The 23,080-nt window shown below is 60.4% G+C and carries 22 protein-coding genes; 15 read left to right on the plus strand and 7 right to left on the minus strand.

Annotated elements, in window-relative coordinates; all coding sequences use genetic code 11:
- The first annotated feature begins 3 nt into the window (after positions 1 to 3).
- From WLZ34_RS06330 to WLZ34_RS06365, 8 genes are read left to right on the plus strand one after another with little or no spacing between them, the layout of a single operon-like run.
- Positions 4 to 1,989 (plus strand): V-type ATP synthase subunit I, encoded by a 1,986-nt coding sequence (locus WLZ34_RS06330; protein ID WP_434731194.1) that lies wholly within the window; start codon positions 4 to 6, stop codon positions 1,987 to 1,989.
- A gap of 50 nt (positions 1,990 to 2,039) precedes the next feature.
- The gene (locus WLZ34_RS06335; protein WP_434731195.1) at positions 2,040 to 2,531 is read left to right on the plus strand and encodes an ATPase; all 492 of its coding nucleotides are present in this window, start codon (positions 2,040 to 2,042) and stop codon (positions 2,529 to 2,531) included.
- Positions 2,532 to 2,560: 29 nt separating this feature from the next.
- Entirely contained in the window at positions 2,561 to 3,148 is a 588-nt protein-coding gene (locus WLZ34_RS06340) for a V-type ATP synthase subunit E (RefSeq protein WP_434731196.1), read from the plus strand.
- Positions 3,145 to 3,951, plus strand: coding sequence for a hypothetical protein (locus WLZ34_RS06345; RefSeq protein WP_434731197.1), 807 nt, complete (start codon positions 3,145 to 3,147; stop codon positions 3,949 to 3,951). Before WLZ34_RS06340 ends, WLZ34_RS06345 begins: the two co-directional genes overlap by 4 nt.
- Positions 3,941 to 4,273: a V-type ATP synthase subunit F gene (locus WLZ34_RS06350; RefSeq protein WP_434731198.1), complete on the plus strand. Its 333-nt coding sequence runs from the start codon at positions 3,941 to 3,943 to the stop codon at positions 4,271 to 4,273. Before WLZ34_RS06345 ends, WLZ34_RS06350 begins: the two co-directional genes overlap by 11 nt.
- Before the next feature lies 1 nt (position 4,274).
- Positions 4,275 to 6,050: a V-type ATP synthase subunit A gene (locus WLZ34_RS06355; protein ID WP_434731199.1), complete on the plus strand. Its 1,776-nt coding sequence runs from the start codon at positions 4,275 to 4,277 to the stop codon at positions 6,048 to 6,050.
- Positions 6,051 to 6,054: 4 nt separating this feature from the next.
- The gene (locus WLZ34_RS06360; protein ID WP_434731200.1) at positions 6,055 to 7,443 is read left to right on the plus strand and encodes a V-type ATP synthase subunit B; all 1,389 of its coding nucleotides are present in this window, start codon (positions 6,055 to 6,057) and stop codon (positions 7,441 to 7,443) included.
- Positions 7,440 to 8,075 (plus strand): V-type ATP synthase subunit D, encoded by a 636-nt coding sequence (locus WLZ34_RS06365; protein ID WP_434731201.1) that lies wholly within the window; start codon positions 7,440 to 7,442, stop codon positions 8,073 to 8,075. Before WLZ34_RS06360 ends, WLZ34_RS06365 begins: the two co-directional genes overlap by 4 nt.
- Positions 8,076 to 8,207: 132 nt before the next feature.
- Here the strand turns inward: WLZ34_RS06365 and WLZ34_RS06370 are convergent, their stop codons facing one another.
- On the minus strand, positions 8,208 to 9,551 hold the full coding sequence (locus WLZ34_RS06370; protein ID WP_434731202.1) for a rhomboid family intramembrane serine protease: 1,344 nt from the start codon (positions 9,549 to 9,551) through the stop codon (positions 8,208 to 8,210).
- A gap of 123 nt (positions 9,552 to 9,674) precedes the next feature.
- Between WLZ34_RS06370 and WLZ34_RS06375 the strand changes: the two genes are divergently transcribed.
- A complete protein-coding gene (locus WLZ34_RS06375; protein ID WP_434731203.1) occupies positions 9,675 to 10,697 on the plus strand; it encodes a radical SAM protein in 1,023 nt (340 codons plus the stop codon).
- A gap of 30 nt (positions 10,698 to 10,727) precedes the next feature.
- Here the strand turns inward: WLZ34_RS06375 and WLZ34_RS06380 are convergent, their stop codons facing one another.
- The gene (locus WLZ34_RS06380) at positions 10,728 to 11,699 is read right to left on the minus strand and encodes a hypothetical protein (RefSeq protein ID WP_434731204.1); all 972 of its coding nucleotides are present in this window, start codon (positions 11,697 to 11,699) and stop codon (positions 10,728 to 10,730) included.
- 638 nt (positions 11,700 to 12,337) lie between these two features.
- On the opposite strand from WLZ34_RS06380, the gene WLZ34_RS06385 reads away from it, so the two are divergent.
- The 4 genes from WLZ34_RS06385 to WLZ34_RS06400 all read left to right on the plus strand — a co-directional run bounded on the left by WLZ34_RS06385 (position 12,338) and on the right by WLZ34_RS06400 (position 16,136).
- Entirely contained in the window at positions 12,338 to 13,048 is a 711-nt protein-coding gene (locus WLZ34_RS06385; RefSeq protein WP_434731205.1) for a trehalose-phosphatase, read from the plus strand.
- Entirely contained in the window at positions 13,032 to 13,667 is a 636-nt protein-coding gene (locus WLZ34_RS06390; RefSeq protein ID WP_434731206.1) for a hypothetical protein, read from the plus strand. The genes WLZ34_RS06385 and WLZ34_RS06390 overlap by 17 nt, the downstream gene beginning before the upstream one ends.
- Complete coding sequence (locus WLZ34_RS06395; RefSeq protein ID WP_434731207.1) at positions 13,664 to 14,911, plus strand: glycosyltransferase family 4 protein; 1,248 nt, start codon at positions 13,664 to 13,666, stop codon at positions 14,909 to 14,911. The genes WLZ34_RS06390 and WLZ34_RS06395 overlap by 4 nt, the downstream gene beginning before the upstream one ends.
- A gap of 67 nt (positions 14,912 to 14,978) precedes the next feature.
- Positions 14,979 to 16,136, plus strand: a complete 1,158-nt coding sequence (locus tag WLZ34_RS06400; RefSeq protein WP_434731208.1) for an MFS transporter — start codon at positions 14,979 to 14,981, stop codon at positions 16,134 to 16,136.
- Positions 16,137 to 16,229: 93 nt separating this feature from the next.
- Here WLZ34_RS06400 and WLZ34_RS06405 read toward each other — a convergent pair whose 3' ends face one another.
- A complete protein-coding gene (locus WLZ34_RS06405) occupies positions 16,230 to 16,583 on the minus strand; it encodes a hypothetical protein (protein ID WP_434731209.1) in 354 nt (117 codons plus the stop codon).
- A 144-nt stretch (positions 16,584 to 16,727) separates the two neighbouring features.
- Between WLZ34_RS06405 and WLZ34_RS06410 the strand changes: the two genes are divergently transcribed.
- Both WLZ34_RS06410 and gltA read left to right on the plus strand, forming a co-directional pair.
- Positions 16,728 to 17,552, plus strand: coding sequence for a sulfide/dihydroorotate dehydrogenase-like FAD/NAD-binding protein (locus WLZ34_RS06410; RefSeq protein ID WP_434731210.1), 825 nt, complete (start codon positions 16,728 to 16,730; stop codon positions 17,550 to 17,552).
- Between the two features lie 6 nt (positions 17,553 to 17,558).
- The gene (gltA, locus tag WLZ34_RS06415) at positions 17,559 to 18,980 is read left to right on the plus strand and encodes an NADPH-dependent glutamate synthase (protein ID WP_434731211.1); all 1,422 of its coding nucleotides are present in this window, start codon (positions 17,559 to 17,561) and stop codon (positions 18,978 to 18,980) included.
- Here the strand turns inward: gltA and WLZ34_RS06420 are convergent.
- The 4 genes from WLZ34_RS06420 to WLZ34_RS06435 form a co-directional block, all read right to left on the minus strand.
- Positions 18,972 to 19,490, minus strand: coding sequence for an inosine/xanthosine triphosphatase (locus WLZ34_RS06420; protein ID WP_434731212.1), 519 nt, complete (start codon positions 19,488 to 19,490; stop codon positions 18,972 to 18,974). The two genes, gltA and WLZ34_RS06420, sit on opposite strands and share 9 nt — an antisense overlap.
- Positions 19,491 to 19,535: 45 nt before the next feature.
- A complete protein-coding gene (locus WLZ34_RS06425) occupies positions 19,536 to 20,147 on the minus strand; it encodes an indolepyruvate oxidoreductase subunit beta (protein ID WP_434731213.1) in 612 nt (203 codons plus the stop codon).
- Positions 20,144 to 21,961 (minus strand): indolepyruvate ferredoxin oxidoreductase subunit alpha, encoded by a 1,818-nt coding sequence (gene iorA / locus WLZ34_RS06430; RefSeq protein ID WP_434731214.1) that lies wholly within the window; start codon positions 21,959 to 21,961, stop codon positions 20,144 to 20,146. The genes WLZ34_RS06425 and iorA overlap by 4 nt, the downstream gene beginning before the upstream one ends.
- A gap of 181 nt (positions 21,962 to 22,142) precedes the next feature.
- Positions 22,143 to 23,048: a radical SAM protein gene (locus tag WLZ34_RS06435; RefSeq protein ID WP_434731215.1), complete on the minus strand. Its 906-nt coding sequence runs from the start codon at positions 23,046 to 23,048 to the stop codon at positions 22,143 to 22,145.
- Positions 23,049 to 23,080: the final 32 nt, after the last annotated feature.

Raw genomic sequence — 23,080 nt, forward strand, 5'->3', positions numbered from 1 at the left:
GGTTTGGTCGAGCTGTCCAAGCTCTTCCTCAACAGGCCGGACGTGGCCGTGAAGACGTACATAGTAGTCCCGGCCGACAGCGCCGACAGGGTGCTGGACGAGCTGGTCAAGAAGAGCCTCTTAGAGCCCCTTCCGGCAGGCGAGGCGAGGAGGGAGGCCGAGAAGCTGGCGGAGAGGCTGGAGCTCGCGTCCAAGACAGCGAAGTTAGTACAGGAGCTCTCCAACAGGCTGGCCGCCCCCGTCGAGGTCGAGGTGAAGGATCTCCCCTGGGACCTAGACCAGGGGCTCGCGAAGCTGTACAACGAGCTACTCGACACTCTCAGGCTGGTCAGGGGGCTCGAGAGGGAGCTCGCGGAGCTGGAGCAGAGGGCAGAGAGGCTCGCCGCTCTAAAGAAGGTGGTCGACGCCGTGGAGGGGCGGGGGGCGGAAGGGCTCGTACTAGAGTACGACGGAGACATAGTCGTGGTGAGGACGGTCTACGGGAGTAGAGAGGAGGTCGCTAAGCTAGAGGAGGCGTCGCTCAAGACCCTCACCAGGCTCGAGGCCCAGCCCGGTAAAGATGTCGCAGTGCTCGTCTTCGAGAGGAAGTCCTACGAGGGGGTCAGGGAGGATGTCGAGCGCCTGAGAGTAGAGGTCGCGGGACTCCCCCTCGGAGACCTGGGGCAGCTGAAGCGGGCCATCGAGCAGAGGCTTAACGAGGCGAGGGCGCGGGTCGGGGACCTGAGGAGGAAGGTCGGCGAGGTAGTGTGGGGGAAGGTGTACGAGATAGCCCTAGCCAAGGTTCTCGCGGAGACGGTGGAGTCGAAGATCGGCGTGCTGAGAGACGCGCTCGAATCGAGGTACCTGACCCTCATCGCTGGCTGGACGCTGAAGTCGAGGGCAAAGGAGGTGGAGGGGGTGGCCAGGGAGAACAGGGGCGTAGCGCTCTTCGAGGAGGCCCCGGACCCGCCTGTCGAGTTCAACAACCTCAAGCCCTTTAAGCCGTTCGAGCTCTTTACGGAGATAATGGGCTACCCCTCACCGACAGAGTGGGACCCCACACCGCTCCTAACGTACCTCTACCTAGTCTTCTTCTCACTGATGTTCCCCGACGTCGGGTACGGCATAGGCCTGATCATAGGTGCCAGGCTGGTCCTCCCCTACTTCGTCGAGAACAAGGACACGCTGCGTAGGCTGATAAAGATCGCCACCTACGCGGGCGTGACAGGCATTGTAACGGGCCTCCTCTCGGGCAGCTTCTTCGGCTCCTTACTAGGCCAATACATCACCATGGTAATCCCCTCGGTCATACCGAGCCTACCACCGAAGTTGGGGGCCTTGGAGGATATCGGCCCTGTTATAATCAGGTACCTCGGATTAGCGCTAGGCGTCGGGTACTTCATGGTGTTAATGTCCCACGGGATAGGCCTCTACAAGAACCTCGTGAACAAAAACAGGGTAGGCGCGGTGTCGGAAATGCTCTTGATATCCCTGATGTTGATCGCCCCGCCCGCTATCAAGGTGATGTTCAGGTTCAACGTAGACGTCTTAGGACTACTTAGGATCATACCGGGCGACATGGTCTCCAATCTCGCGGTTGGGGTCCTGGTAGCGTACGCAGTCTTCAAGTCGGTTGTCGACAGACCTTTCGGCGTCATGCTCTGGATCTTCGACGTGCTGGGGGTGATGGCCGACGTCCTGTCCTTCGTCAGGATTGCTGGTATAGCCCTTGGAGGTGCTATTATGGCCGAGCTAATCAACTCGCTCGTGTTCAACGTCGCTGGCGCGGCTGGCTCGATCTACCCGGTCATAGGGTTCTTCGTAGGGCTAGTAGCCGCTCTCTCCCTCCACGTCGTGAACCTCGGCTTGTCCTCTATAAGCCCCTTCGTCCACTCTCTGAGGTTAATAATGTACGAGGTCTCGTCCAAGTTTTATGAGGGCGGTGGGCGGAGGATCGCGCCAAGCGGTGTCGGCAACCTCGTGGTGAGAGTCGGCGGTGGGCTGAAATAGTTCATAATTTTTAATCTTCTTATGCATCCTCAATTCTGCGGTGGTGGAGTGTGACTGACTGGGTTACGGTGCTGGGCTTCATTGGACCAGGACTTGCTGAAGGCCTAGCAGCCATTGGGACAACCATAGGGATAACCGAGGCGACGGCGTCCGGAATACCCGCCGTGGGCGAGGATCCAGGGCAGAGAGGTAGGGTGTTCATCCTGGCCTTCCTGCCGATGACGCAGACGCTGGTCTACGGGTTCGTCTACATGTTCTTGATGTACTACATGATCCTACCCAGCATCTTGTCGAAACACGGCGGTGCTCTAACCCCAGAGATAGCCGGCGTAGTGCTAGGCGTGAGCCTATTCGTGGGGTTCGCGGAGATGGTGTCGGCCTGGATGCAGGGGAGAGTGTGTGGGCAGGCTGGCGCCCAGCTAATAAAGACGAAGGGAGGTATCTTCGGAACCGGCATAATACTGGCCGCCTACGAGGAGCTAATCGGCATACTCGGTATGGTCTTCGGCCTGGTCATCGCCTTCATCATCGTCGGGTGGTAGCAGTCCACTGAGAGCCGAAGGTAGTGGAAATGAGCGTAGAAGAGCTCAAGAGGGTTGTCCTCGAAAGAGCGAAGGCGGAGGCAGACGAGATTATAAGGGAGGCTATCAAGAAGTCCGAGGCCATAGTAAAGGACGCCGAGGAGAGGAGGAAGAGGTTTATCGAGAGCGAGAAGGCCAAGATCAGGTCCGAGCTACAGGTAGAGAGCAGAATCGGCGAAGCGAGGAGGAGGGCCCGCCTCATTGTGTCCAGCGCGAAGGCCGAGGTGGCTAGAGCGATAGAGGAGAGGGCGATAGCTCTTCTCAGGAGCTTGGGAGGCGGTAGGAGAGAGGAGTCTCTCAAGAGACTTCTAGAGGAGTCTCTCAGCGAACTAGGTGGTAGGGCTAAACCGCAATCTCCCATAGAGGTGTACGTCTCGCCGGTTGACCGGGCCCTAGTGGAGCGGTTGTTGAAGGAGAAGGGGCTCGAGTACCAGGTGCGCGAGGACCCAGGCATCGTGGGTGGTGTTAGAATCTCGTGCTGCGGCGGCGAGGTCGTCGTAGATAATACCTACAACACCCGGCTTAAGAGGGCCCTCACCACGCTCCAAAAAGAGGTGTCGAGGGACTTCGCCGTTTGACCAAGGAGGACGCAGCAGCCTTACTTTACTTAAGGTTGTCTAAGCCGCCCTACCTCGAGGAGCTCATCGGTCTAGTCCTCGAAGGGCTAGAGCTAGACGCCTCGAGACTCCAATCAGCACCCTACTCGAGGCTCGAGCTGTCGAAAGCGATCGGGGCTACCACGCTACAGGAGCTGGACGAGTCGCTGAGGGAAATCCTCCTGAGGGAGGTCGGGGAGGTCTCGGGGGCCCTCCCGGAAGGTTACAGGGGGGTTGTAAAAGACCTACTACTGCTCCAGGACCTCGAGTTGGCGCTAGTAGACTCGGGGAGGCTTTCCAGCCAGTACGCCTTCGTGAGAGCCTGTGGCGAGGGCGACCTAGGCTGCCTGATCAAGAGGTACGTAGAGAAGTTGAGGGGCTCTATGGAGGATACGGGTGAGGAGACTAGCGGACCCTTATCGGTAGTTGCGCTGGCTCTCTACGGCATCTTCGTGAGGCACGCGCTGTCGTGGAAGAAGTTGGGGTTGAAGCAGGTGATGGACACCGAAGCCGCGTTCAACGAGCTGGTGAGGCCGCTTGGAGGCGCGGGCCTGGTCTACTACTCGGGCGCTTTGAGTAGGTTTCCGAGCATAGCGTCGCTCTGGGAGAAAGACCCCGTAAGGTACCTTGCCGAGGAGGCGAAAATCGTGACCGAGACATCTAAGACAGCGCTCTACTTCCCGGGCGGTCTACTCAACCTCTTAACCCATTTTTTGATAACGAGGTACTACGAGTCCAAGCTCTTGAGAGTCCTCGTCTCGAGGAGGGTCCTGCGTGTCGGTTGAGCGGAGAAGAGTGGTGGTCGTCTCGAGGAGAGAACACGAGCACTTCTACAGGCTGATCGGTCTGAAGGACGTGGTCGCAACAACTAAGGACGAGGTGGAGAGAGTAATAAGCGAGCTCAAAAACGACAAGAACACAGCTGCTATCCTCGTCGAGGAGTCCCTTGCCAGGGAAGCCGGGCTGGACGTCATGGCGTTGAACGAGAAGGGGTTCGGACCAGTGGTGACCCTCGTACCAGACAAAGACGTTTTTCTTCAATCAGATCCGAAGGCTTATTACTTGAAGTTTGCTTCACGAATAGTGGGATACCAGCTGGGTGTTTAGCTTGCCCTCCAGGACCGGTAGGATACACAGGATAGCCGGCCCCCTAGTGGTCGCGACCGATATCCCGTCCCCCATGATGTACGAGGTCGTCTACGTCGGCGAGGAGGGCCTGATAGGAGAGGTTATAAGCGTCAGGGGGGAGAGGGCCTACATCCAGGTCTACGAGGAGACGACCGGGCTAACGGTCGGCGAGCGGGTGGAGGCCACGGGCGAGCTCCTGTCGGCTGAGCTGGGCCCGGGCTTGATAAGCACTATCTACGACGGCCTCCAGAGGCCGGAGGTCGAGATCGCCAGGGCCGTGAACGACATCTTCATCAAGAGGGGGGTCAGGGTCAACTCGCTTAACAGGTCGACTAAGTGGGTGTTCGCGGCCGACCAGAGGGTGAGGGTAGGCGACAAGGTGGAGCCCGGCGACGTTATAGGCCTCGTACAGGAGACGCCGATCGTCACGCACAAGATCATGGTCCCGCCGGGGGTTAGCGGGACTCTGAAGTGGAGGGCCGGCGACGGAGAGTACAGGGTGGATGACGTTGTGGCGGTCGTGGAGACGGGTGACAGGAAGCACGAGGTGAAGCTCTACCACAGGTGGCCCGTGAGAATACCCAGGCCCTACAAGGAGAAGCTCCCGCCCTCCGAGCCCCTGATCACCGGTATCAGGGTGATAGACCTGATGTTCCCCATCGCGAAGGGCGGCAAAGCGGCTGTGCCGGGCGGCTTCGGGACGGGCAAGACGGTCTTGCTGCAGTCGCTAGCCAAGTGGTCCTACGCCGACATAGCGATCTTCGTCGGCTGCGGCGAGAGGGGCAACGAGATGGCGGACGCCCTAAAGAGCTTCCTCGAGCTCCACGACGTTAGGAGGAACAGGCCGATGATGGAGAGGTCCATCTTCATAGCCAACACGAGCAACATGCCGGTGGCCGCCCGTGAGACGAGCGTCCTGCTCGGGGTGACGCTCGCGGAGTACTTCAGGGACATGGGATACGACGTGCTGCTTGTCGCAGACTCGACGAGCAGGTGGGCGGAGGCGATGAGAGAGATAAGCGGGAGAATGGAGGAGATGCCCGGCGAGGAGGGCTTCCCCGCCTACCTCGCCTCGAGGCTCGCCGAGTTCTACGAGAGGGCCGGCCGGGTCGTTGCCCTCGGTAGGCCGGAGAGGAGGGGTAGCGTGACAATATTCGGCGCAGTCTCGCCGCCGGGCGGCGACTTCAGCGAGCCCGTTGTAAGAAACACGCTACGGTACGTCCAGGCCCTGTACGCTCTCGACTACGACCTGGCTACGAGGAGGCACTTCCCCGCTATAAACTGGCTGATGAGCTACAGCCTCTACGTAGACTACGTAAAGGAGTACCTCGACGAGCGCTCTGCGGGGAGGTGGCACGAGACGAGGAACATGTTCGCCAAGATTCTGCAGCGCGAGGCCGAGCTACTCGACATCGTCAGGCTGGTGGGGCCCGAGGCCCTACCCGAGGAGGACAAGCTCACGCTCGAGGTCGCGAGGATGATCAGGGAGGGCTTCCTCCAGCAGTACGCCTACGACCCCAACGACGCGTTCTCACCACTCGAGAAGGGGTTCCTGATCATGGAGGCGATAAGGAGGTTCCACGAGGTAGCACTCTCGCTGATAAGGAGCAACGTGCCTCTGTTCAAGATCAGGGAGTTGAAGTCACCCTACATGGTCTACAAGCTCAAGCTCTACGCGCCGCACGAGGTGGAGAAGGTCTACAACGACTACGTACAGACCCTCGAGGTGGAGGTAAAGAAGCTGACGGGTGGTTGAGGCCATGCCCCTCTACGTCAGGGAGACCCGGCAGATCACCGGCGCCAAGGGCTCGCTGGTCTTCGTCAAGTCGCTACCCAAGGTGGCCTACGGCGAGCTGGTCGAGATCGACGTGGAGGGAGAGACGAGGCTAGGGCAGGTCGTTGACATAAGCCAGGAGATAACGGTCGTACAGGTCTTCGGCTCCTCCCTGGGGATAACGCCGGGTAGGACGGTCGTCAGGCTGAGAGGCGAGACGCTCAAGATACCCGTGTCCACGGACATGCTGGGCAGGATATTCAACGGGCTTGGAAAGCCTATAGACGGGGGGCCAGAGATACTCCCGGAGGACTACCTGGACATACACGGCGACCCCCTGAACCCAGCTCTAAGGATGCCGCCTTCGGAGTTCATCGAGACGGGCATATCGGTCATAGACGGCATGCTCACTCTCGTGAGGGGGCAGAAGCTCCCCATATTCTCTGGGTCCGGGCTACCTCACAACAAGATAGCGATGCAGATAGTGAGGCAGGCGAGCGTGAAGGGAAGCGGCGAGAGCTTCGCGGTCGTCTTCGGCGCTGTGGGGGTGACGTTCGAGGAGGCGATGTACTTCATAAACGAGCTGAAGGGCATGGGCGCCATTGACAGGACGGTGGCGTTCCTGGCACCCGCCTCGGCGCCCCCCGTGGAGAAGCTCGCCCTACCACGCGTCGCGCTCACCACCGCGGAGTACCTGGCGTGGAGGCAGGACATGCACGTCCTGGCGATCCTCACGGACATGACGAACTACTGCGAGAGCCTGAAGGAGATATCGGCTGCTAGGGAGGAGGTGCCCGGCAGGAGGGGTTACCCGGGCTACATGTACACAGACCTGGCCACGATGTACGAGAGGGCGGGTAGGGTGGAGGGGAAGAAGGGGAGCGTCACCATAATGCCTATCCTCACAATGCCCGACGACGACATAACACACCCGATACCGGACCTCACCGGTTACATCACCGAGGGCCAGATAGTCCTCTCGAGAGACCTGTGGAGGAAGGGCATCTACCCGCCAGTCGACGTGTTCCTGTCCCTCTCGAGAATGATGAAGGAGGGTATAGGGCCAGGCAAGACCAGGGAGGACCACCACCAGGTGTTCTCCCAGTTGATGTCGGCGTATGCGGAGGGGCAGAGACTCAGGGAGATAATCGCGATCGTCGGCGTCGAGTCCCTGAGCGAGAAGGACAAGAAGTACCTCGAGTTCGCCGACGAGTTCGAGCTGAAGTTCATAAACCAGGGCGAGACGGAGAGGAGGAGTATAGAGGAGACGCTCGACCTCGCCTGGGACCTGCTGGCCATACTCCCAGAAGAGGAGCTGAAGATCAGGGACGAGTACGTGAAGAAGTACCACCCGAAGTACAGGGTGTCTAGGTGAGCACGCAGTTAATCAAGATCAGCAGGCCCACGAAACTGGAGCTTATCAGGCTGAGGAAGAGGCTGTCCCTGGCGAGGAGGTACTACAACATACTCAAGGACAGGGAGTCCTTCCTACTCCAGACCTTCCGCGAGACCCTCATCAAGCTCGTCGAGGAGAGGAGGAGGCTGAACAAGCTCCTCTCCGAGGCCCTGGGCTCCTACTACACGGCTATGTCGATTCACGGGTGGCGGGCTGTGGAGATTCAGGCCGCGGCCGTCGAGGAGGAGGCCTACTTGAACGCGAGGTACAAGAACATACTGGGGGTTTGGACGTTCACCTACGAGCCCTCTACTAGGCTGGAGCCCCAGCCCGGCCTGCTGCCCGAGCTGGCCCCTCTACAAGCTGTCAGGAACGACATATTGGAGTCCGTAGCTAGGGTGGTGGAGTACGAGAAGACACTAGTGAACATCGGGGCAGAGATCTCCAGGCTCAAGCGGGTGGTCAACATGCTGGAGAAAGTCTACATCCCGCGCCTGGAGAGGACTATAAGGTACCTGTCGATGAAGTTCGACGAGGCCTACAGAGAGGAGACTATAAGGGCTATAAAGGTCAAGAGAATGTTCGAGGTTAGGGCGGCGCAATCGACGTAGTTTTCGAATACAGCCCCTCCACCGCCCCACTCGTTCTCGGGCGCTGAAGTGCTGGAGCCCCTCAGAGAGCATGTACCCTGCTCGAGGCCTTCCTATGAGAGTAAGGCAGAGCCGCGGGTCCTCGAGGCCGGGCTAGGCGAAGGGCAGTAGGTCGAGCTCCTCGCCTATGGCCGAGGCCTCCTCGGACCTCAATACAGCCACAACGGTGGCAGACGAGACTACGACTGCCAGGACGTCTAGGGCTAGGACGCCCACGGCCCAGTCTACCTCGGCGGCGCTGATGTTGAACGATACCTGTATACTCGGCCCAAGCCGCCCGACCCCAGTGTAGGGGTTGACGTTGACTACGCGGGACAGCATGACGCCGGTCGCGTTCTCCAGTACGCCGCCGTAGCCGTACGTGACCTCGGCTCTGAGCTCGACGGGTACAGATACGCCTGAGACCTGCGTGATGTACGACTCCTGTACGACCCTAGTGTTGTTCGCCGAGCTGGGGTCGTAGAAGAACGTGTCTTGTAGCCTGTTGATCAGTACCCTCACCTCGTCTACCTGGCTCGTCGTCACGTAGACTCCACCGCCTTGGAGGACCATCAAGACCTGGTCGCCGAAGCCGTCGGCGCTCACGCTCAAGACGTAGGTCTGCGGCCTTGCTAAGACCGACCCCAGGGCGCCGTAGAGGTAGCCTGCCACGACGGCGAGTATGAGGGCCACTAGGACGCCTTTCGCCGCTCTACCCAGGCCCCTCCTACCCCTGAGTATAATCCCCAGCGAGCCCAGTATGTCTGCCAGCGACATCCCGGTAGTCTGCTGGTACTGCTTCGTGAGCCTCCGAGCTATGAGCCACGTGCCCAGTATGCCGGTCAAAAAGCCCCCGACGTGGGCGAAGGTGGCGATGGTGGTCGCTGTGAAGTACCCGTATACCACCTGGAGAGCGAACCAGAGTATCATGAAGACGTAGGAGGCCACCGGGAAGCACACGGGGAGGATGACGAGTATCGTGCACATGCTCATCTTGGTGTTGGGGAAGAGTATGAGGTACGCCCCCAGGACACCCGATATCGCCCCGCTGGCCCCCACAGCGGGCGTCATGAGAAGACCCCAGTCCGACACGGAGGAGAAGGCGGTGTGGAAGAGGCTTGCGACGACCCCGGAGGCGAAGTAGACGAGGAGGTACCTGAGCCTGCCAAGGTAGTTCTCCACGCTGTAGCCGAACAAGTAGAGGAAGTACATGTTGAAGAATATGTGGAGTATGTCCGCGTGAGTGAACATCGCTGTGAAGACCCTGGCGACCCCCTGGACAGGGCTGGAGAAGAGCAGGTAGGGGGTGAACCCCAAGCTGTAGATAGACCCCGCCGAGGACTCCAAGAAGTAGTTCTGGTAGCTGGTGTAGACGTAGACAGCCGTGTTCGCGGCGATCAGCCCTATGGTGAGGTAGGGGGGCGGGCCCCTCCTGTAGCTGCCCCCTGGTATAACCATTCTCCCAGTCTCCCCTCTATCTTTATCCGAAGCGATTAATAAACAGTAACAGTAGCGTGCTGGTGTGAGCAGTAGACCGGCACTCTCCCAGCGAGACTTAGGCGAGGAGAGCGGTGTAGGCCCTTGAAGACGACTAGAGTGTGGGGCGGCAGGACCCTAGTCTACGTCGACGACCTCCCGCTCTTCGGGCACATAGCGTTCGGCGTCTTGGACAGGGGGACCAACGTACTCCAGGTCAGGGCCACGACCCTCTGCCCCTACAACTGCGTCTACTGCAGCGTCGACGCGGGGCCCTACTCGAGGAGGAGGCTGAGCGAGTTCGTGGTCGACGCCGACTGGTTACTGGACTGGGCGAGACTGGCGTACAGGCTGAAGAACGGGGAGGTGGTCGAGGCGTTGCTCGACGGCGTAGGGGAGCCCCCGACGCACCCGGACATAGTCCGGGTCGTGGAGGGGCTGAAGAAGTTCGTGCCCAGAGTGGCGATGGAGACGAGGGGCTTCACGCTCACTAGACAGCTCGTGGACAGGCTCTGGGACGCAGGGCTCGACAGGCTCAACGTGAGCGTCGACACTCTGGACCCCGTGAAGGCGAGGTGGCTGACCGGCGTCCCCTGGTACAGGGTCGAGAAAGTCGTGGAATTAGTGGAGTACACGGTGAGGGAGACCGGGATAGACGTCATGCTCACGCCCGTCTGGATACCGGGGGTCAACGACGAGGACGTCGCCGCGATAATAGAGTGGGGCCTCAGAACAGGCGTCGGGAAGAGGTTCCCCGGGTTCGGGGTCCAGAAGTACGAGGTCCACAAGTACGGGAGGAAGGTCCCCGGGGCTAGGGAGCCCTCCTGGAGAGAGTTCTACGACTACATCCACGCCCTTGAGGAGAGGTTCAACGTGGTCCTCGACTACAGGAAGATAGACATGGGGTTCAGGAGAGCCCCGAGGATACCGCTGATCTACAGGAGGGGCGAGGTCGTCGACCTCCACGTGAGGCTACCAGGCTGGCTCAGGGGGGAGGCGATCGCCGTCGACCCCGAGGAGAGGGTGGTCGTCACGTTGGTCGGCGTCGAAGACTACACCCCGAGGAGGGTCAGGGCCAGAGTCGTCGAGAACCAGGACGGGATCTACATTGCCAAGCCGCTGGACTAGGCCTGCTGGGAGACGGCCGGCTCGAGGTCGTCACGCCTTGTAGGAGAGCGTAACAGGGTAGTACACGCACACTCCTTGCTCGTTGCCGAGGGAGCAGTACTCTAGTAGCATGCTCAGGACGCCGCTACTACCCGCAGTCGCGTAGCCCGTTAAATTGGCGACAACGTATCCGCCTGCTGGTAGTAGGACAAAGCTCGTCGAGGTCGTCTGCGCGACACCGTTGACTACTGTGATAGGCGTCGAGTCCCCACCGGGTGAGCTGAGTGTGATATTGGCTGTTAAACCGGTTAGGTTACTACTAGCAGTATCGAGGATCAGCCTAGCGTAGTAGGGCTTGGAGTCCGTGTTCGACGCGTTTAGAAAAGCGACCACCGTGTAGGAGGACGGCGAGCTGGACAAGGTCGCACTAACGCTTATCGAGGTACTGTTCGCGCCAAGCTTATAGCTTAAAGACCCGAGCACAAGGCTGTACACGTCTCCCCCCAAGATAGAGTCCGGCGCCGTGTAGGTGAGGCACGTAGTCCCGTCCGGGGTCTTAACCAGTATTTTGCCGTCTGTGCCTGTCCCGACAACTATGTCGGAGACAACGTTGAGAGACAGAGTGGCCCCGGGCGAGACCCCGGAGGAAACAAAATTGCCGAGGTTGTCCCAGACCTCAACACTGTAGCCCGCGGGTATGTTAGAGAAGAAAATGTACCTGGGGTCGGAGACGGAGATGATGAAGTCGTCGAATACCGAAGACGCGACATCGACGATTAACCCTATGTATCCGGGCGTGAATTGTACCGAATACGTTACTAGGGCAAGCAAGTTCCCCGAGACGTCGTAGACTCTCGCTTGGAGATCGAGAGTTCCCGCCGAGTAGGTGTAGTTGACGACTATCACGTACCAGTTGCCCGAGGCGTAGTTGGGAATAGGCGTGGAATTCAGTAGCTTCCACGACCCAGAAAACGACCGGACTTCGAATGTCCCCCCCTTATCGTAGATCTCTATAGCTACCATCGATACCAACCCTGGGTCCAGGATAGCCAGTCCGTACCGCCCATTTCCAGTAGTGCGCTCCGTCTTCACCGAGAACCAGAGTGAGGAGTAAGATGATACGGACGAGTTATAGTAGTACTGGGATGTCTTGCCAATGCCCTTATTGTCGTCGTTTCCAGATAAACCATACCCCTTGTATCCTGTCGTGCTCGACCAAGATCCACCATTAGCTACCCATCCCGGTGGAGGATACTGCTCGAAGTCTGTGTAGTATATGGCCCCCCTGCTTGTTCTATTGAGTAACTGGCAGGCGGGTATTCCTCGTAGTGTAACTGGAGGTGCGGTCGGCTGCACTCTAGAGGTAACAGGGCTGTAGTTGAAGACTGTGGCTACTAGGGTTTGCGACGTTACTATGAGGACTAGGGTCACAAGTAACAGCAGTACAGTGTATTTTCCCGGCCTTGGTCGTGTACTGAAGGCTATCCGAGACGGCGCCGCATCGACAAACCATTGGTAGCCGCGACTCAATGGTTATCCCAGCCCTGTCAGAGCTAGTTTTTACAAAACAACCCCTACTTATACTATTCTCTTCGTTAACGCTATTAAAAGTCTCTAGGCTATATGGGGTGGTCCTTCTTAGTAGTTTTTGTGGTGTTGGGATGGAGGCGTTGATTTTCGACTACGACGGCACTCTCAGCCCTATCGACGCCCCGAGGGAGAGGGCCTTCCCCTCCCGCGAGCTCGCGTCCGTGCTGGAGGGCCTTTCCGAGAAGTTCCTCCTAGGCGTCGCTACAAGTAAGGACTACTGGTTTGTGAAGAAGAGGGCCCCGTGGGCTAGGCTACTGGGCTTGGTCTCCGGGCTCGAGATCGTGGCGGGCGACTACTACCTGCTTGCGAGGGAGGTGGTTGAGAGGGGGGGCTCGGAGGGGCTCGAGAGGCTCGTGCACATGTACCCTTGGGAGAAGTGCGTCTTCGTGGAGGAGAAGAGGTCGCTGGAGAAGAGGCTACTGGGCGTGTCTGTAGACTACAGGGCTTGCGGTGGTGAGCCCGAGGGGCTGGGCTCGTTCCTCGACGAGGCCGAGAAGAGCGGGTTGTACGTGCTGAGGTACCGGGGCAGCCCGTTCGTCGACGTCTACGCGGCGAGGCCCGACAAGTCGCGGGTTATAGACGTGGCACGGAGGCTCTTGGGGGTCGGGAGGGTGTACTACTTCGGCGACAGCGAGAACGACGTACCAGCCTTCGAGAAGGCGGACGTGAAGGTCCTCGTCCTCCACGAGTACAACAGGCACATGGTTAGAGTTTTAAATTTCGACTACATAGTCGGGTTCGAGGACCTACACAGGTGGCTTACGGATGTTCTTCTCCACTAGCGTCCTCTTAGACTACGTAATAGCCACCCTGATACTACTGGCAATAGTCATCGTCACCTACGTTATTGGCAGGCTCGTGAAGTACTTCATAACCTACATGGCGGGGAAGACAGGCTTCTCGGACTGGATGATAAAGTTCCACCTGGGGAGGGCGATCCTGAGGTCGGGCATGACCGTAGGCGAGTTCTTTGGTAGGGTCTCGATGTGGGTCGTACTGGTCGCTGGAACCCTGCTCGGCCTCGCCACGTGGTTCAGCCTCGTCAACAACACTGCCGCCGCGGCTGTGATACTGGACATAGTAAACGTCTACGTCTTCGGCTTCGTGAAGGCCTTCATCGTGATAGTCGTGGGCTTCGTCCTCGTCGACGCCTTCGTAGGCTACGTGTACAAGGGCGGCGAGCCCGGCGGGACGCTCGAGTTCCTCACCCCCGTAGGAGAGTACCTCAGGCTACTCTTCTACCTGGCGGTGCTGGTCTTCGCGCTCGACGTCGGCGGGCTAAACGTGAAGACACTGACGCAGATACTCATCCCGGTTGTTTGGGGCCTGACAGTGATAATGATCATCCTAACGGTGGGCAAGATCGTCTCCGACATCCTGGGCAGGGTTAAAAAGCAATGAACTTCGCGAGCATAATGTACCAGTCCTCTGCCAGCAAGGGGCAGGAGCTAGTCGCGGAGCGCATGGTCAAGTTCGCGAAGAGGCTCGGCCTGGAGGCCTGGTACATCACTAGCATATACCACGACGGTATCCCTGTGGTTAGCGAGAGGGAGGCGGAGCTGACCGGTAAGAACTACGTGGTCTACAGCGAGGACCCCGCTATAAGGCTCCCAACCATAAGGGTGGCGAGCTACAAGACGACCTGGCCCCCGAGGAGGATTGTGTTCAGGGACTTCGTCACGGTACTCAACAACATAGACAAGGAGCTGGGCCTAGACTTCGTCGCGACTCACTCGACCCTGTGGAACGGGCCGGAGGAGACCGCTAGGTGGATCCTCTGGAAGAAGCTCATGAAGAGCCTTGGCGAGAGTATACCCCCGACAGTCATGGGCCACATGAGCCACTACCAGCCCCCCGACCCTCTCAGGTACTCCCTCGTAGAGAGGACCTACAGGATGGCCTGGAACACGACAGCACTACCGTCCATCTTCAAGGCCAGCTCGATGATCATAGTCCTCACCCCCCTTGAAGCTGAGGAGATGGTCACCATGGGCGCCCCACCGGACTCCATACACTTGTTCCCGGGAGGCCTCGACGACGACTTCGCGGAGCTCGTGGACAGGGCTGACGCGGGGTCTTTCAGGGAGAGGTACGGGATACCCGAGGACGCGAGAGTAGTCGCCTACTTGGGGACTGTCGAGTACAGGAAGAACCCCCTGGCCGTTGCAAAGGTCGCGAGGCATTTCAAGGACAGGCGGGACGTCTTCTTCGTGATAGCTGGTAGACCGGGAGACCAGTGGGAGGAGGTGAAGAGGGCTGTGAGAGGCCTGAGGAACATTGTGTTGACAGGGGAGTTGAGGGACGATGAGAAGGCGGCGCTGATCAAGACCTCGTACCTGAACGTCATAATGTCTCGGATGGAGGGCTTCGGCCTCACACAGCTCGAGTTCATGTACGGCGGGGTCCCAGTGGTGACCTCGGCGGTTTACGGGCAGAAGTGGTTAGTTAGGAACGGGGTAGACGGTGTGCACGTCAACGGCCCCGACGACGTGAACGGCGCGGCGAGCGCTGTAGACGCGCTGTTGAAAGACGAGGAGAAGTGGAAGGAGATGTCGAGAAACGCCCGCGAGAGGGCGCGTGGGTTCCTTTTCAGCAAGTTAATGATGGAGCTCGTAGACAGGGCCAGGGCCGCCCTGGGCAAGTAGCCCCCTTTACTTCCGGGCTAACCGTTATTTACTGGGGCGGACAATACAAGCGGGGGGAGGGCATGCTTTGAGGAGGACTCTGCTGGTCTTCATCCTGCTGAGCCTAGTGTCGCTAATGGCCGACGTGGTCTACGAGGGTGGCAGGAGCGTCAGCGGGGCTTTCCTAGAGTCGCTGAAGACGCCGCAGGTCATGGTCGGCTTGATAGGCCTCGGCGAGTTCGTGGGGACGCTGCTCAGGCTCCTCAGCGGCCTCCTCGCAACCTACATGGGCTCCTCGGCCGCGCTGTGGGCTCTAACGGTGACGGGCTACACCGTGACGTGCCTGAGCATACCCCTCCTCGCGTTCGCAGCGTCGTGGGGGCAGGCCGTCCTGCTCTACACCGTGGACAGAGTGGGTAAGGGGCTGAGGACGCCGGCCAGGGACGTGATACTCTCCGAGGTAGCGGAGCCGTTAGGTGTAGGGAAGGGCTTCGGGGTACACGAGCTCCTCGACCAGGTAGGCGCCTTCGCCGGCCCCCTGATAGTGGTGGCGGGCCTCAGCCTGGGTGGTTACCCGCTAGCCTTCAGCCTCTTGCTCGCCCCGGGCCTAGTCGCCATAGCGCTCGTGGTCTCCTCGGCGGTCCTCTACCCTCGTGTGAGGAGTGTGGTGAAGAGGAGTGTGAGGGCGGGCATGAGGGAGCTCGGCCAGAGGTTCTGGCTCTACACCGCCTCGATCAGCTTTCTCGGTCTCGGCTTCATACACTGGTCCGTGGCGTCCTACCTCTACAAGACGTGGGGGCTCATGAGCGACGTGGAGGTGGGGCTAGCCTACACAGCCGCTATGCTCGTCGACGCTGTAGTCGCAGTCCCTCTCGGGGTCCTCTACGACAAGCACTCGTTCAAGACCCTCCTCGTACTCCCAGCACTCTCGTCGCTGTTCGCGCTCCTCCTCTCCACGAGGCTCAGGGTGCTAGCCCTCCTGTCCTCACTGGCATGGGGTATCGTGATGAGCGGCGAGGAGAGCATTGTGAGGGCAGGGCTGGTCGGGGTGGTGGACAGGAGTCTCAGGCCCCTGGCCTACGGGCTGCTCAGCGTGCTCTTCGGCCTCTCCTGGATGGTAGGCGGCTTCGTCGTACTCGTCCTCGCCGCCTCCTCCCCGAGCCTAGTGGCGGTCTTCAGCCTCCTCTCGAGCACTGTTTCGGCAGTCTTACTGCTACGCCTCGTCCGGCTCGAGAGCCGGGGGTGAGGAGTAGGACAGGCGACGTCCGTTGGGGGATCTCCTCACCGCTCGGCCGCTCGACGGCTCTTCATCCAGTGTTGAAACCCTCTTTCCGCGGATTTAAAGGTCCCCGCCGGCCAGGCTACGGCAAACCTCTCTCAGTGTAGCGGACTCGACCACGACGTAGTACTCCTTCCCGCTCGCACCGACCTCCACAGCCCTTAGGAGGGCTCTCAGCTCCTCCCCCGGCATACACTCTAGCAGGTACTCGAGGGCCCGGCTCAACTTGTCGAAGTCGGCTGTAGGAGTGAAACGCCTGTACAACCCGCGGAGCGATATGGTCACCCTCTTCTGCCCCGTTACCTCCACAGCCGAGACGAGGGCCCGGCAACGAGAGGACAAGTAGTCGTGGAGGGCTTTCACGACCAGCTCTTTGGCCTCCGAGACCAGCTCCTCGCGACACTCCGAGGTCACCGCACACCCCCTCACCCGCTACTACACGGCTAAGCCCTACCCCGGACTCGAGAGCGCGGTGTACATAGCCGAACGTCTACTACATACCCGTTTATATATCCTTCCAATGGTAATTGTTAGGTAGGTTAAACAAAAGGTGTTAACATGTTCCGTGTGACGATGAAGGAGGACCTGAACGAGCAGGACTACTACCTTGAGGTGGAGGCCCCCCACGTCTCCAGGCACTGGAGTCCAGGCCAGTTCGTGATAATCGTGACCCACGAGAAGGGGGAGCGCGTCCCCATGTCGGTCGCAACTATCAACGGTGGTAGGGTGGGGATGTTCATTAAGAAGCTAGGGAAGACCTCGGTTGAGCTCTACAGAGATTTCAAGGTGGGGAGCTCGCTGTATGCTGTAGCGGGCCCTCTAGGTAGGCCCCTGAAGCTGGAGAGCTACGGGACAGTCGTGCTGGCGTCAGACGCCGTCTGCGGCCACGCCGAGCAGCTGGGTCTCGCCCAGGAGCTCGCCAAGCTGGGCAATAAGGTGATTTCGATCCAGACCTTCAAGACCGAGAAGGAGGTGTACCCCGAGAAGTACTTGGCCAAGAAGTACGTTGACGAGCACTTCATAACGACGCTAGACGGCACGGCCGGGTACAAGGGGCACTACATCGACTTGCTGAGGGAGCTCTTGGCTCGCAGGGAGGTGAAGGCCGTCTTCGCCGGGGGTGTTCTGGCCAACCTCAAGAAGCTCGCCGAGGCTACGGCGGGGCTAAACGCGAGGGTCTACGCTCTAGTTAGGACGATAATGGTGGACGGGACGGGGATGTGCGGGTCTTGTAGAGTCAGGTACAACGGTGTGATAGCCTACGCGTGTAGAGACGGCCCCTGGTTCGACGCCAGGCTGGTCGACTGGGACGACGTCCTTAGGAGGGACGCGAGGTTCAAGAAGGTCGAGAAGATCGCACTGGACAAGTACCTGGCGAGGTGAGCTGTCTTGTCCCGAGTAGTCAAGAAGAGGTTTACACCTAAGGTCCTGCCCGTAAGCGAGAGGCTGAGGAGCTTCGGCGAGGTGGTCCTGGGCTACGACTACGAGACCTCTGTTAGAGAGGCCTCGAGGTGCCTCCGCTGCCCCCTCTGGTTCGCCCCGTGCACTAAGGCGTGCCCGTTGAGGGTCAAAGTCCCGGCCTTCCTAGAGTACATTGTCAAGGGGGACCTCGAGGCGGCCGCCAGGAAGGTCTACGAGGACAACCTCTTCCCCTCCATAACGGGCAGGGTCTGCCCCCAGGAGTGGCTCTGCGAAGGCAGCTGCGTAGTCTCCAAGATAGGCGAGAGCGTCTCCATCGGCCTCCTCGAGAGGTACGTCGGAGACTACGCGAGGGAGAACGGGTTGGACGAGAAGATCCTGGCCGAGATGGTGTCCAGGAACAGCGGGGTCAAGGGGAGGGTAGCGGTGGTAGGCTCGGGCCCCGCCGGGCTGTCAGCGGCAGGCTGGCTCAGGCTTAGAGGTTACGAAGTCGTCGTATACGAGGCCCTCCACAGGCCCGGGGGCGTGCTGGCGTACGGGATACCCGAGTTCAGGCTGCCCAGGGGCGTCCTAGACCACGAGATCAAGAAGGTCGAGAACCTAGGCGTCGAGATAAGGCTGAACCACGTGGTGGGGAAAACCGTGCTGCTGAACGAGCTCTTGAGCGAGTACGACGCCGTCTTCATCGGCAGCGGCGCCGGTACACCCAAGCTACTCGACATCCCGGGCGTCGACTTGAACAACGTCTACACGGCTAACGAGTTCCTCACCAGGGTCAACCTGATGAGGGCGCACCTCTTCCCAGAGTGGGACACACCGATCAGCGTCGGGAAGACCACGTTGATAATCGGGGGAGGTAACACCGCCATGGACGCGGCGAGGGTAGCTCTGAGGCTGGGCAGCAAGCCGGTCGTCGTCTACAGGAGGGACAGGGAGGACATGTTGAAGACGGCTAGGAGGGACGAGGTGCTGCACGCGGAAGAGGAGGGCGTGGAGTTCAGGTACTACCTGCAGCCGGTCGAGTTCCTCGGCGACGAGAACGGCTTCGTTAGGGCTGTGAGGTTCGAGGTCATGGAGCCCCTTAACGAGCTCGACGAGAGGGGCAAGAAGAAGATCGTCGGGACTGGCAGGTACGTCGAGATCCCCGCGGACACGGTGATTATAGCGATAGGGCTGGAACCCAACAGGATGCTCGCGGAGGAGAGCGGGCTGGGGTTCAACGAGGACGGGACGGTAGCCGTAGACGACCACCTCATGACGAGCCTGCCCGGCGTGTTCGCGGGGGGCGACGCTATAAGAGGCGAGTCAACGGTCGTCGAGGCCATGGCAGACGGGAAGAGGGCTGCGGAAGAGATAGACCTGTACATCAGGAGGGAGAAGGGGCTAGCGTAGAGCGCCTTTCTCGTACAGCTCTCTATTTAGTATTTTCGTCAACGCCATCAGAGTGGCCAGCCTCGACAGCTCGGACCTCACTACTACGTGCCTGGTCAGGAGCGAGATGAAGCCGGTCTTCTCCCCTATGTTCTCCGTCTTGTAGAGGTTGTCGACGATCTCCTCCAGCTCCCTGAACCTCCCCGACAGTATCTCGTCGACGAACCACGTCGGAACCGGGAAGGAGGGGGAGAACCCTAGCGACTCCCCTAGCTCCCTCGAGATGACGTACGCGGCCTCGACGTCGAAGTAGGTGGAGCCGAACCTGTAGAAACCCGCCTCGACACCCGTGCTGAAGTCGCAGTCCCCGCTCATCGCCAGCCTCGCCCGCAGCTCCGCGCCCCTGACGATCACGTCGAGGCCGATCGGCTGTGGCGGCAGGCCGGTCTCCACCTTCACCGTTCTAACGTCGGAGACGGGGAAGTAGCTCTGGAAGGCGCTCACGACCCCCCGCAGCTTAGACGGGTTCACGCTACCTACGCACAGCCTGATCCCCAGACGCTACCACCCCGGGGGTCAGGCGCTCTTCGCCCTCTCTGCGTAGAAGGCCTTGCCCAGCTCGTAAGCCTTGACGGAGACCTCCCCCGACCTCCCCGGGAGCACGCTCTTGACAGCCTCGTACACGACGTCGTCGGCGAAGAGGCGTGCGCGCGCGTTGAAGACCCCCAGCATAACCACGTTAATGGCCCTAGCCGAGCCGGCCCTCACTGCTAGGTCCCTGGCGGGGACCACTAGGAGCTTCTCGCCCACAACCTCTTTCAGCGACCTTAGGACGCTCTCCCTCGCCCAGGCCGGGCTCGGGCTGAGGCTGGCGCTGACCGGCGGCTTGTACTCGTCGGCTGCGAAGACAACCCCGGTGTCGCGGAGGTACCTCGTGGCCCGCACAGTCTCGAAGAGCTCCAGGCCGATGATGTAGTCCGCCTCGCCCGGGCCGAATATCGGTGACTGGACGTCCTCGCCTACTCTCACGAAGCTGAGAACGCTGCCGAACCTCTGCGCCATCCCCAGCGTCTCCCCAGTCCTCGCGCTGAGCCCCTGCCTCACAGCGGCCACGGCCATTATCCTCGACAGCGTCAGCCCGCCCTGCCCGCCTACCGAGGATATGAGGATGTTGAACAACCTGCTCAAGCCCCGCCCACCTCGACTATAGCCTTGTACGGGCAGAACCTAGCGCACAGACCGCAGCCTGTGCAGTCGTCCTCCACGATCTTCGCCTTCCCGTCCTCGATGTAGAGTGCTGGGCAGCCAGTCACGTTGACGCACGCCCTGCAACCCGTGCACTTGTCCTCTATAACCCTGTACTTCTTGACGGTCTTGAGCTGCCTGACCTCCATTAGTCGGCACGGGTGTTGGGCTATCAAGACCTTGACGCCCGGCCTCTTGATCATGGACGCCACCGCCTCGGCCATCTTGTTCAAGTCGTAGGGGTCTACCACCGCCACCTCGTCCACCCCGATAGACTTGACGAGCTCGACTATGTCCACTCTCTTGGCCTGTCTACCCGACTCTGTGACCTCCCAGGCGGGCGTAGACTGGTGCCCCGTCATGGCTACAACCCTGTTGTCCAGGATTAGCACCAGTACGTCGACGCGCTTGTGGACGGCCTCTATTAGAGATGGTATACCAGCGTGGAAGAAGGTCGAGTCCCCGATAGTGGCCACCACGGGCTTGTCGTAGCCGGCTACCTTGAGCCCGACGGCCATCGATATGCTCGCCCCCATGCTGTGCTCGGTCCAGATCGCCTCGATAGGCCTGTTCACGCTGAGCGCGTAGCATCCGATGTCGCCGAAGACCGGGACCTCGCTGAGCTTGTACCCGGCCCTGGCTATACCTAGCTTCAGCGCTATATAGCTGAAGGCGTGCGGGCAGCCCGGGCAGAGAGGGGGAGGCCTCTCGGGCACTCTCACGTCCGGGGCCTGCGCGGAGCCCTGCCCCTGCGGTATCCCGAGCCACCTGTACAAGGCCCCCCTCACGAGGGGCGGGTTAAGCTCGCCCTCCAGCGGGAGGAGGCCTTCCTCCTTCCCCACCACCTCGGCGTCGAGCCTCTCCTCGTACGCGAGCTTCTTGACCTCGGCCTCGAGGTAGGGGTCCAGCTCCTCGACAACGATCACCCTCCGGCAGTTGGACAGGTTCTCCGCGAGGAACTTCCTGGGGACCGGGTACAGCTGGTCCACCCTCAGGACCTTGACTCGCGCCTCCCCCAGCCCTCTGAGGGTCTCGTACACGTAGTTGTAGGCGACGCCCTCTGTGACCACGCAGTACTCGCCCGAGCCCTCCACTCTGTTGAAGCCGAGCCTGGACGCTACCCCTTCGACCCTCCTCAAAACACCGTTCAACCAGGCGTGCCTCTCCAGGTTCCACTTCATCCCGGCCCTCACGAACCTCGGGGGGTCCTTCTTGAAGGACGGTCTCACGCCGTGCTCCTCGACCTCGCCTAGGACTACGTCGCCCACCGCGTGGTTGAGCCTGGTCGTCGTCCTGAAGATGACCGGTAGCTTCAGCTCCTCGCTGACCCTGAACAGCCTCTTCACGGTGTCCTTGGCCTCCTGCGGGGTAGACGCGGTGAACATGGGGAGTTTCGAGAGCTTAGCGTACCACCTACTGTCCTGCTCCGTCTGCGTGGTGTGAGGGCCTGGGTCGTCCGCAACCAGTATCACAAGCCCGCCCTCGACGCCCGAGTAGGCCGCCGAGAGCACGGGGTCGCTGGCTACGTTCAGGCCCGGGGCCTTCATCGTGGCCAGCGCCCTTACGCCGCCTACAGCGGCTCCGTAGGCTATCTCGAAGGCGACCCTCTCGTTGACAGCCCACTCCACGTAGACTGGGAGACCCCTCCCCTCCTCGTGGAAAGTCATGATGACCTCGCTGGAGGGCGTCCCGGGGTAGCCCGTGACCACCCGGACGCCGGCCTCCCACGCCCCCCTCGCAATAGCCTCGTTACCCATCAGCGCGAGACGGGTGCCTGGGGGTAGGTAGAACAGGCTCCCGTGTAAAGGAGACCACCCTATAGTCTAGGATTTAAGAGCGGAGTAAAATAACTTCTGTAGACGCGGATGATGACCTTTCGGTCGCCTTGACCAGATGAAAGGAATTCCTCCCTCTGAAGACCCTACGCGAAATCCGCTCTCACGGCACGTACCTGCCCCTTATCGGTACTGCCAGCCCGCACCTCGGGCACTTGTACTTCCCCTCCTCTCGAACAGCGTTGAAGTGTGTTACCCTGTAACCGGACCTCTTGACCAGCACTTTCCCGCACCTCGGGCAGCGGGTCGTCTCGAGCTCCGGGTCTCCGACGTTCCCCACGTAGACGTAGTTCAGCCCGCTCCTCCTAGCGTACTCCCTTATCTCAACGAGCTTACTGAGCGGTGTGGGGGGCTCCCTCCACCTGTGGGCCGGGTAGTACCTGTTGACGTGGAGGGGGACGTCGGGGCCGAGGAGGTCGAGGTGCCTGTCCACTATCCACTTGTAGCACTCCTCGCTGTCGTTCGTGTTTGTCACGACGAGGTAGACCATCTCGACGTGCGCGCCTAGGTCTAGTGCTGCCCTCGCGTTCCTGAAAACCACCTCGTGGTGTACCCCCTTGAGCGCCCTCGTCATACCCGGGCAGCCCTTGATGTCGGCCGAGAACCCGTCGACGCCGGCCTCTACCAGCTTCCTGACCGCGCTCTCTGTGTAGTACATGTTGGTGACCACCATTGAGTAGAGCCCCCTCTCTCTAGCGAGTAGAGTAGCGTCGACGACGTAGTCGAACTGTGTAGCGGGCTCGTTGAAGCTCGCCGACAACCCGTCTGCCCCGCTGACGAGAGCGAGCTCCACCAGCTGCTCAGGCGGAGTGACCTCGCCGTGCTCCGGTGGTCTGGCGTAGCTCAAGTGGTCGTTCTGGCACCAGGGGCAGTAGAAGTTGCAGCCGTAGTTGCTGTAGGTCAGTGCCAGGGAGTTAGGCCAGTAATGGAACAGGGGCTTGATCTCGATCGGCCTGACCTCGACTGCGCTCAGCTTCCCGTATCCCGTCGCATAGAGGACGCCGCCCACGTTAGTGTAGTTCCAGCAGGCCCCACGCCCAC

It is taken from the genome of Thermogladius sp. KZ2Tp1 (genome assembly GCF_051131135.1).
Lineage (GTDB): Archaea > Thermoproteota > Thermoprotei_A > Sulfolobales > Desulfurococcaceae > Thermogladius.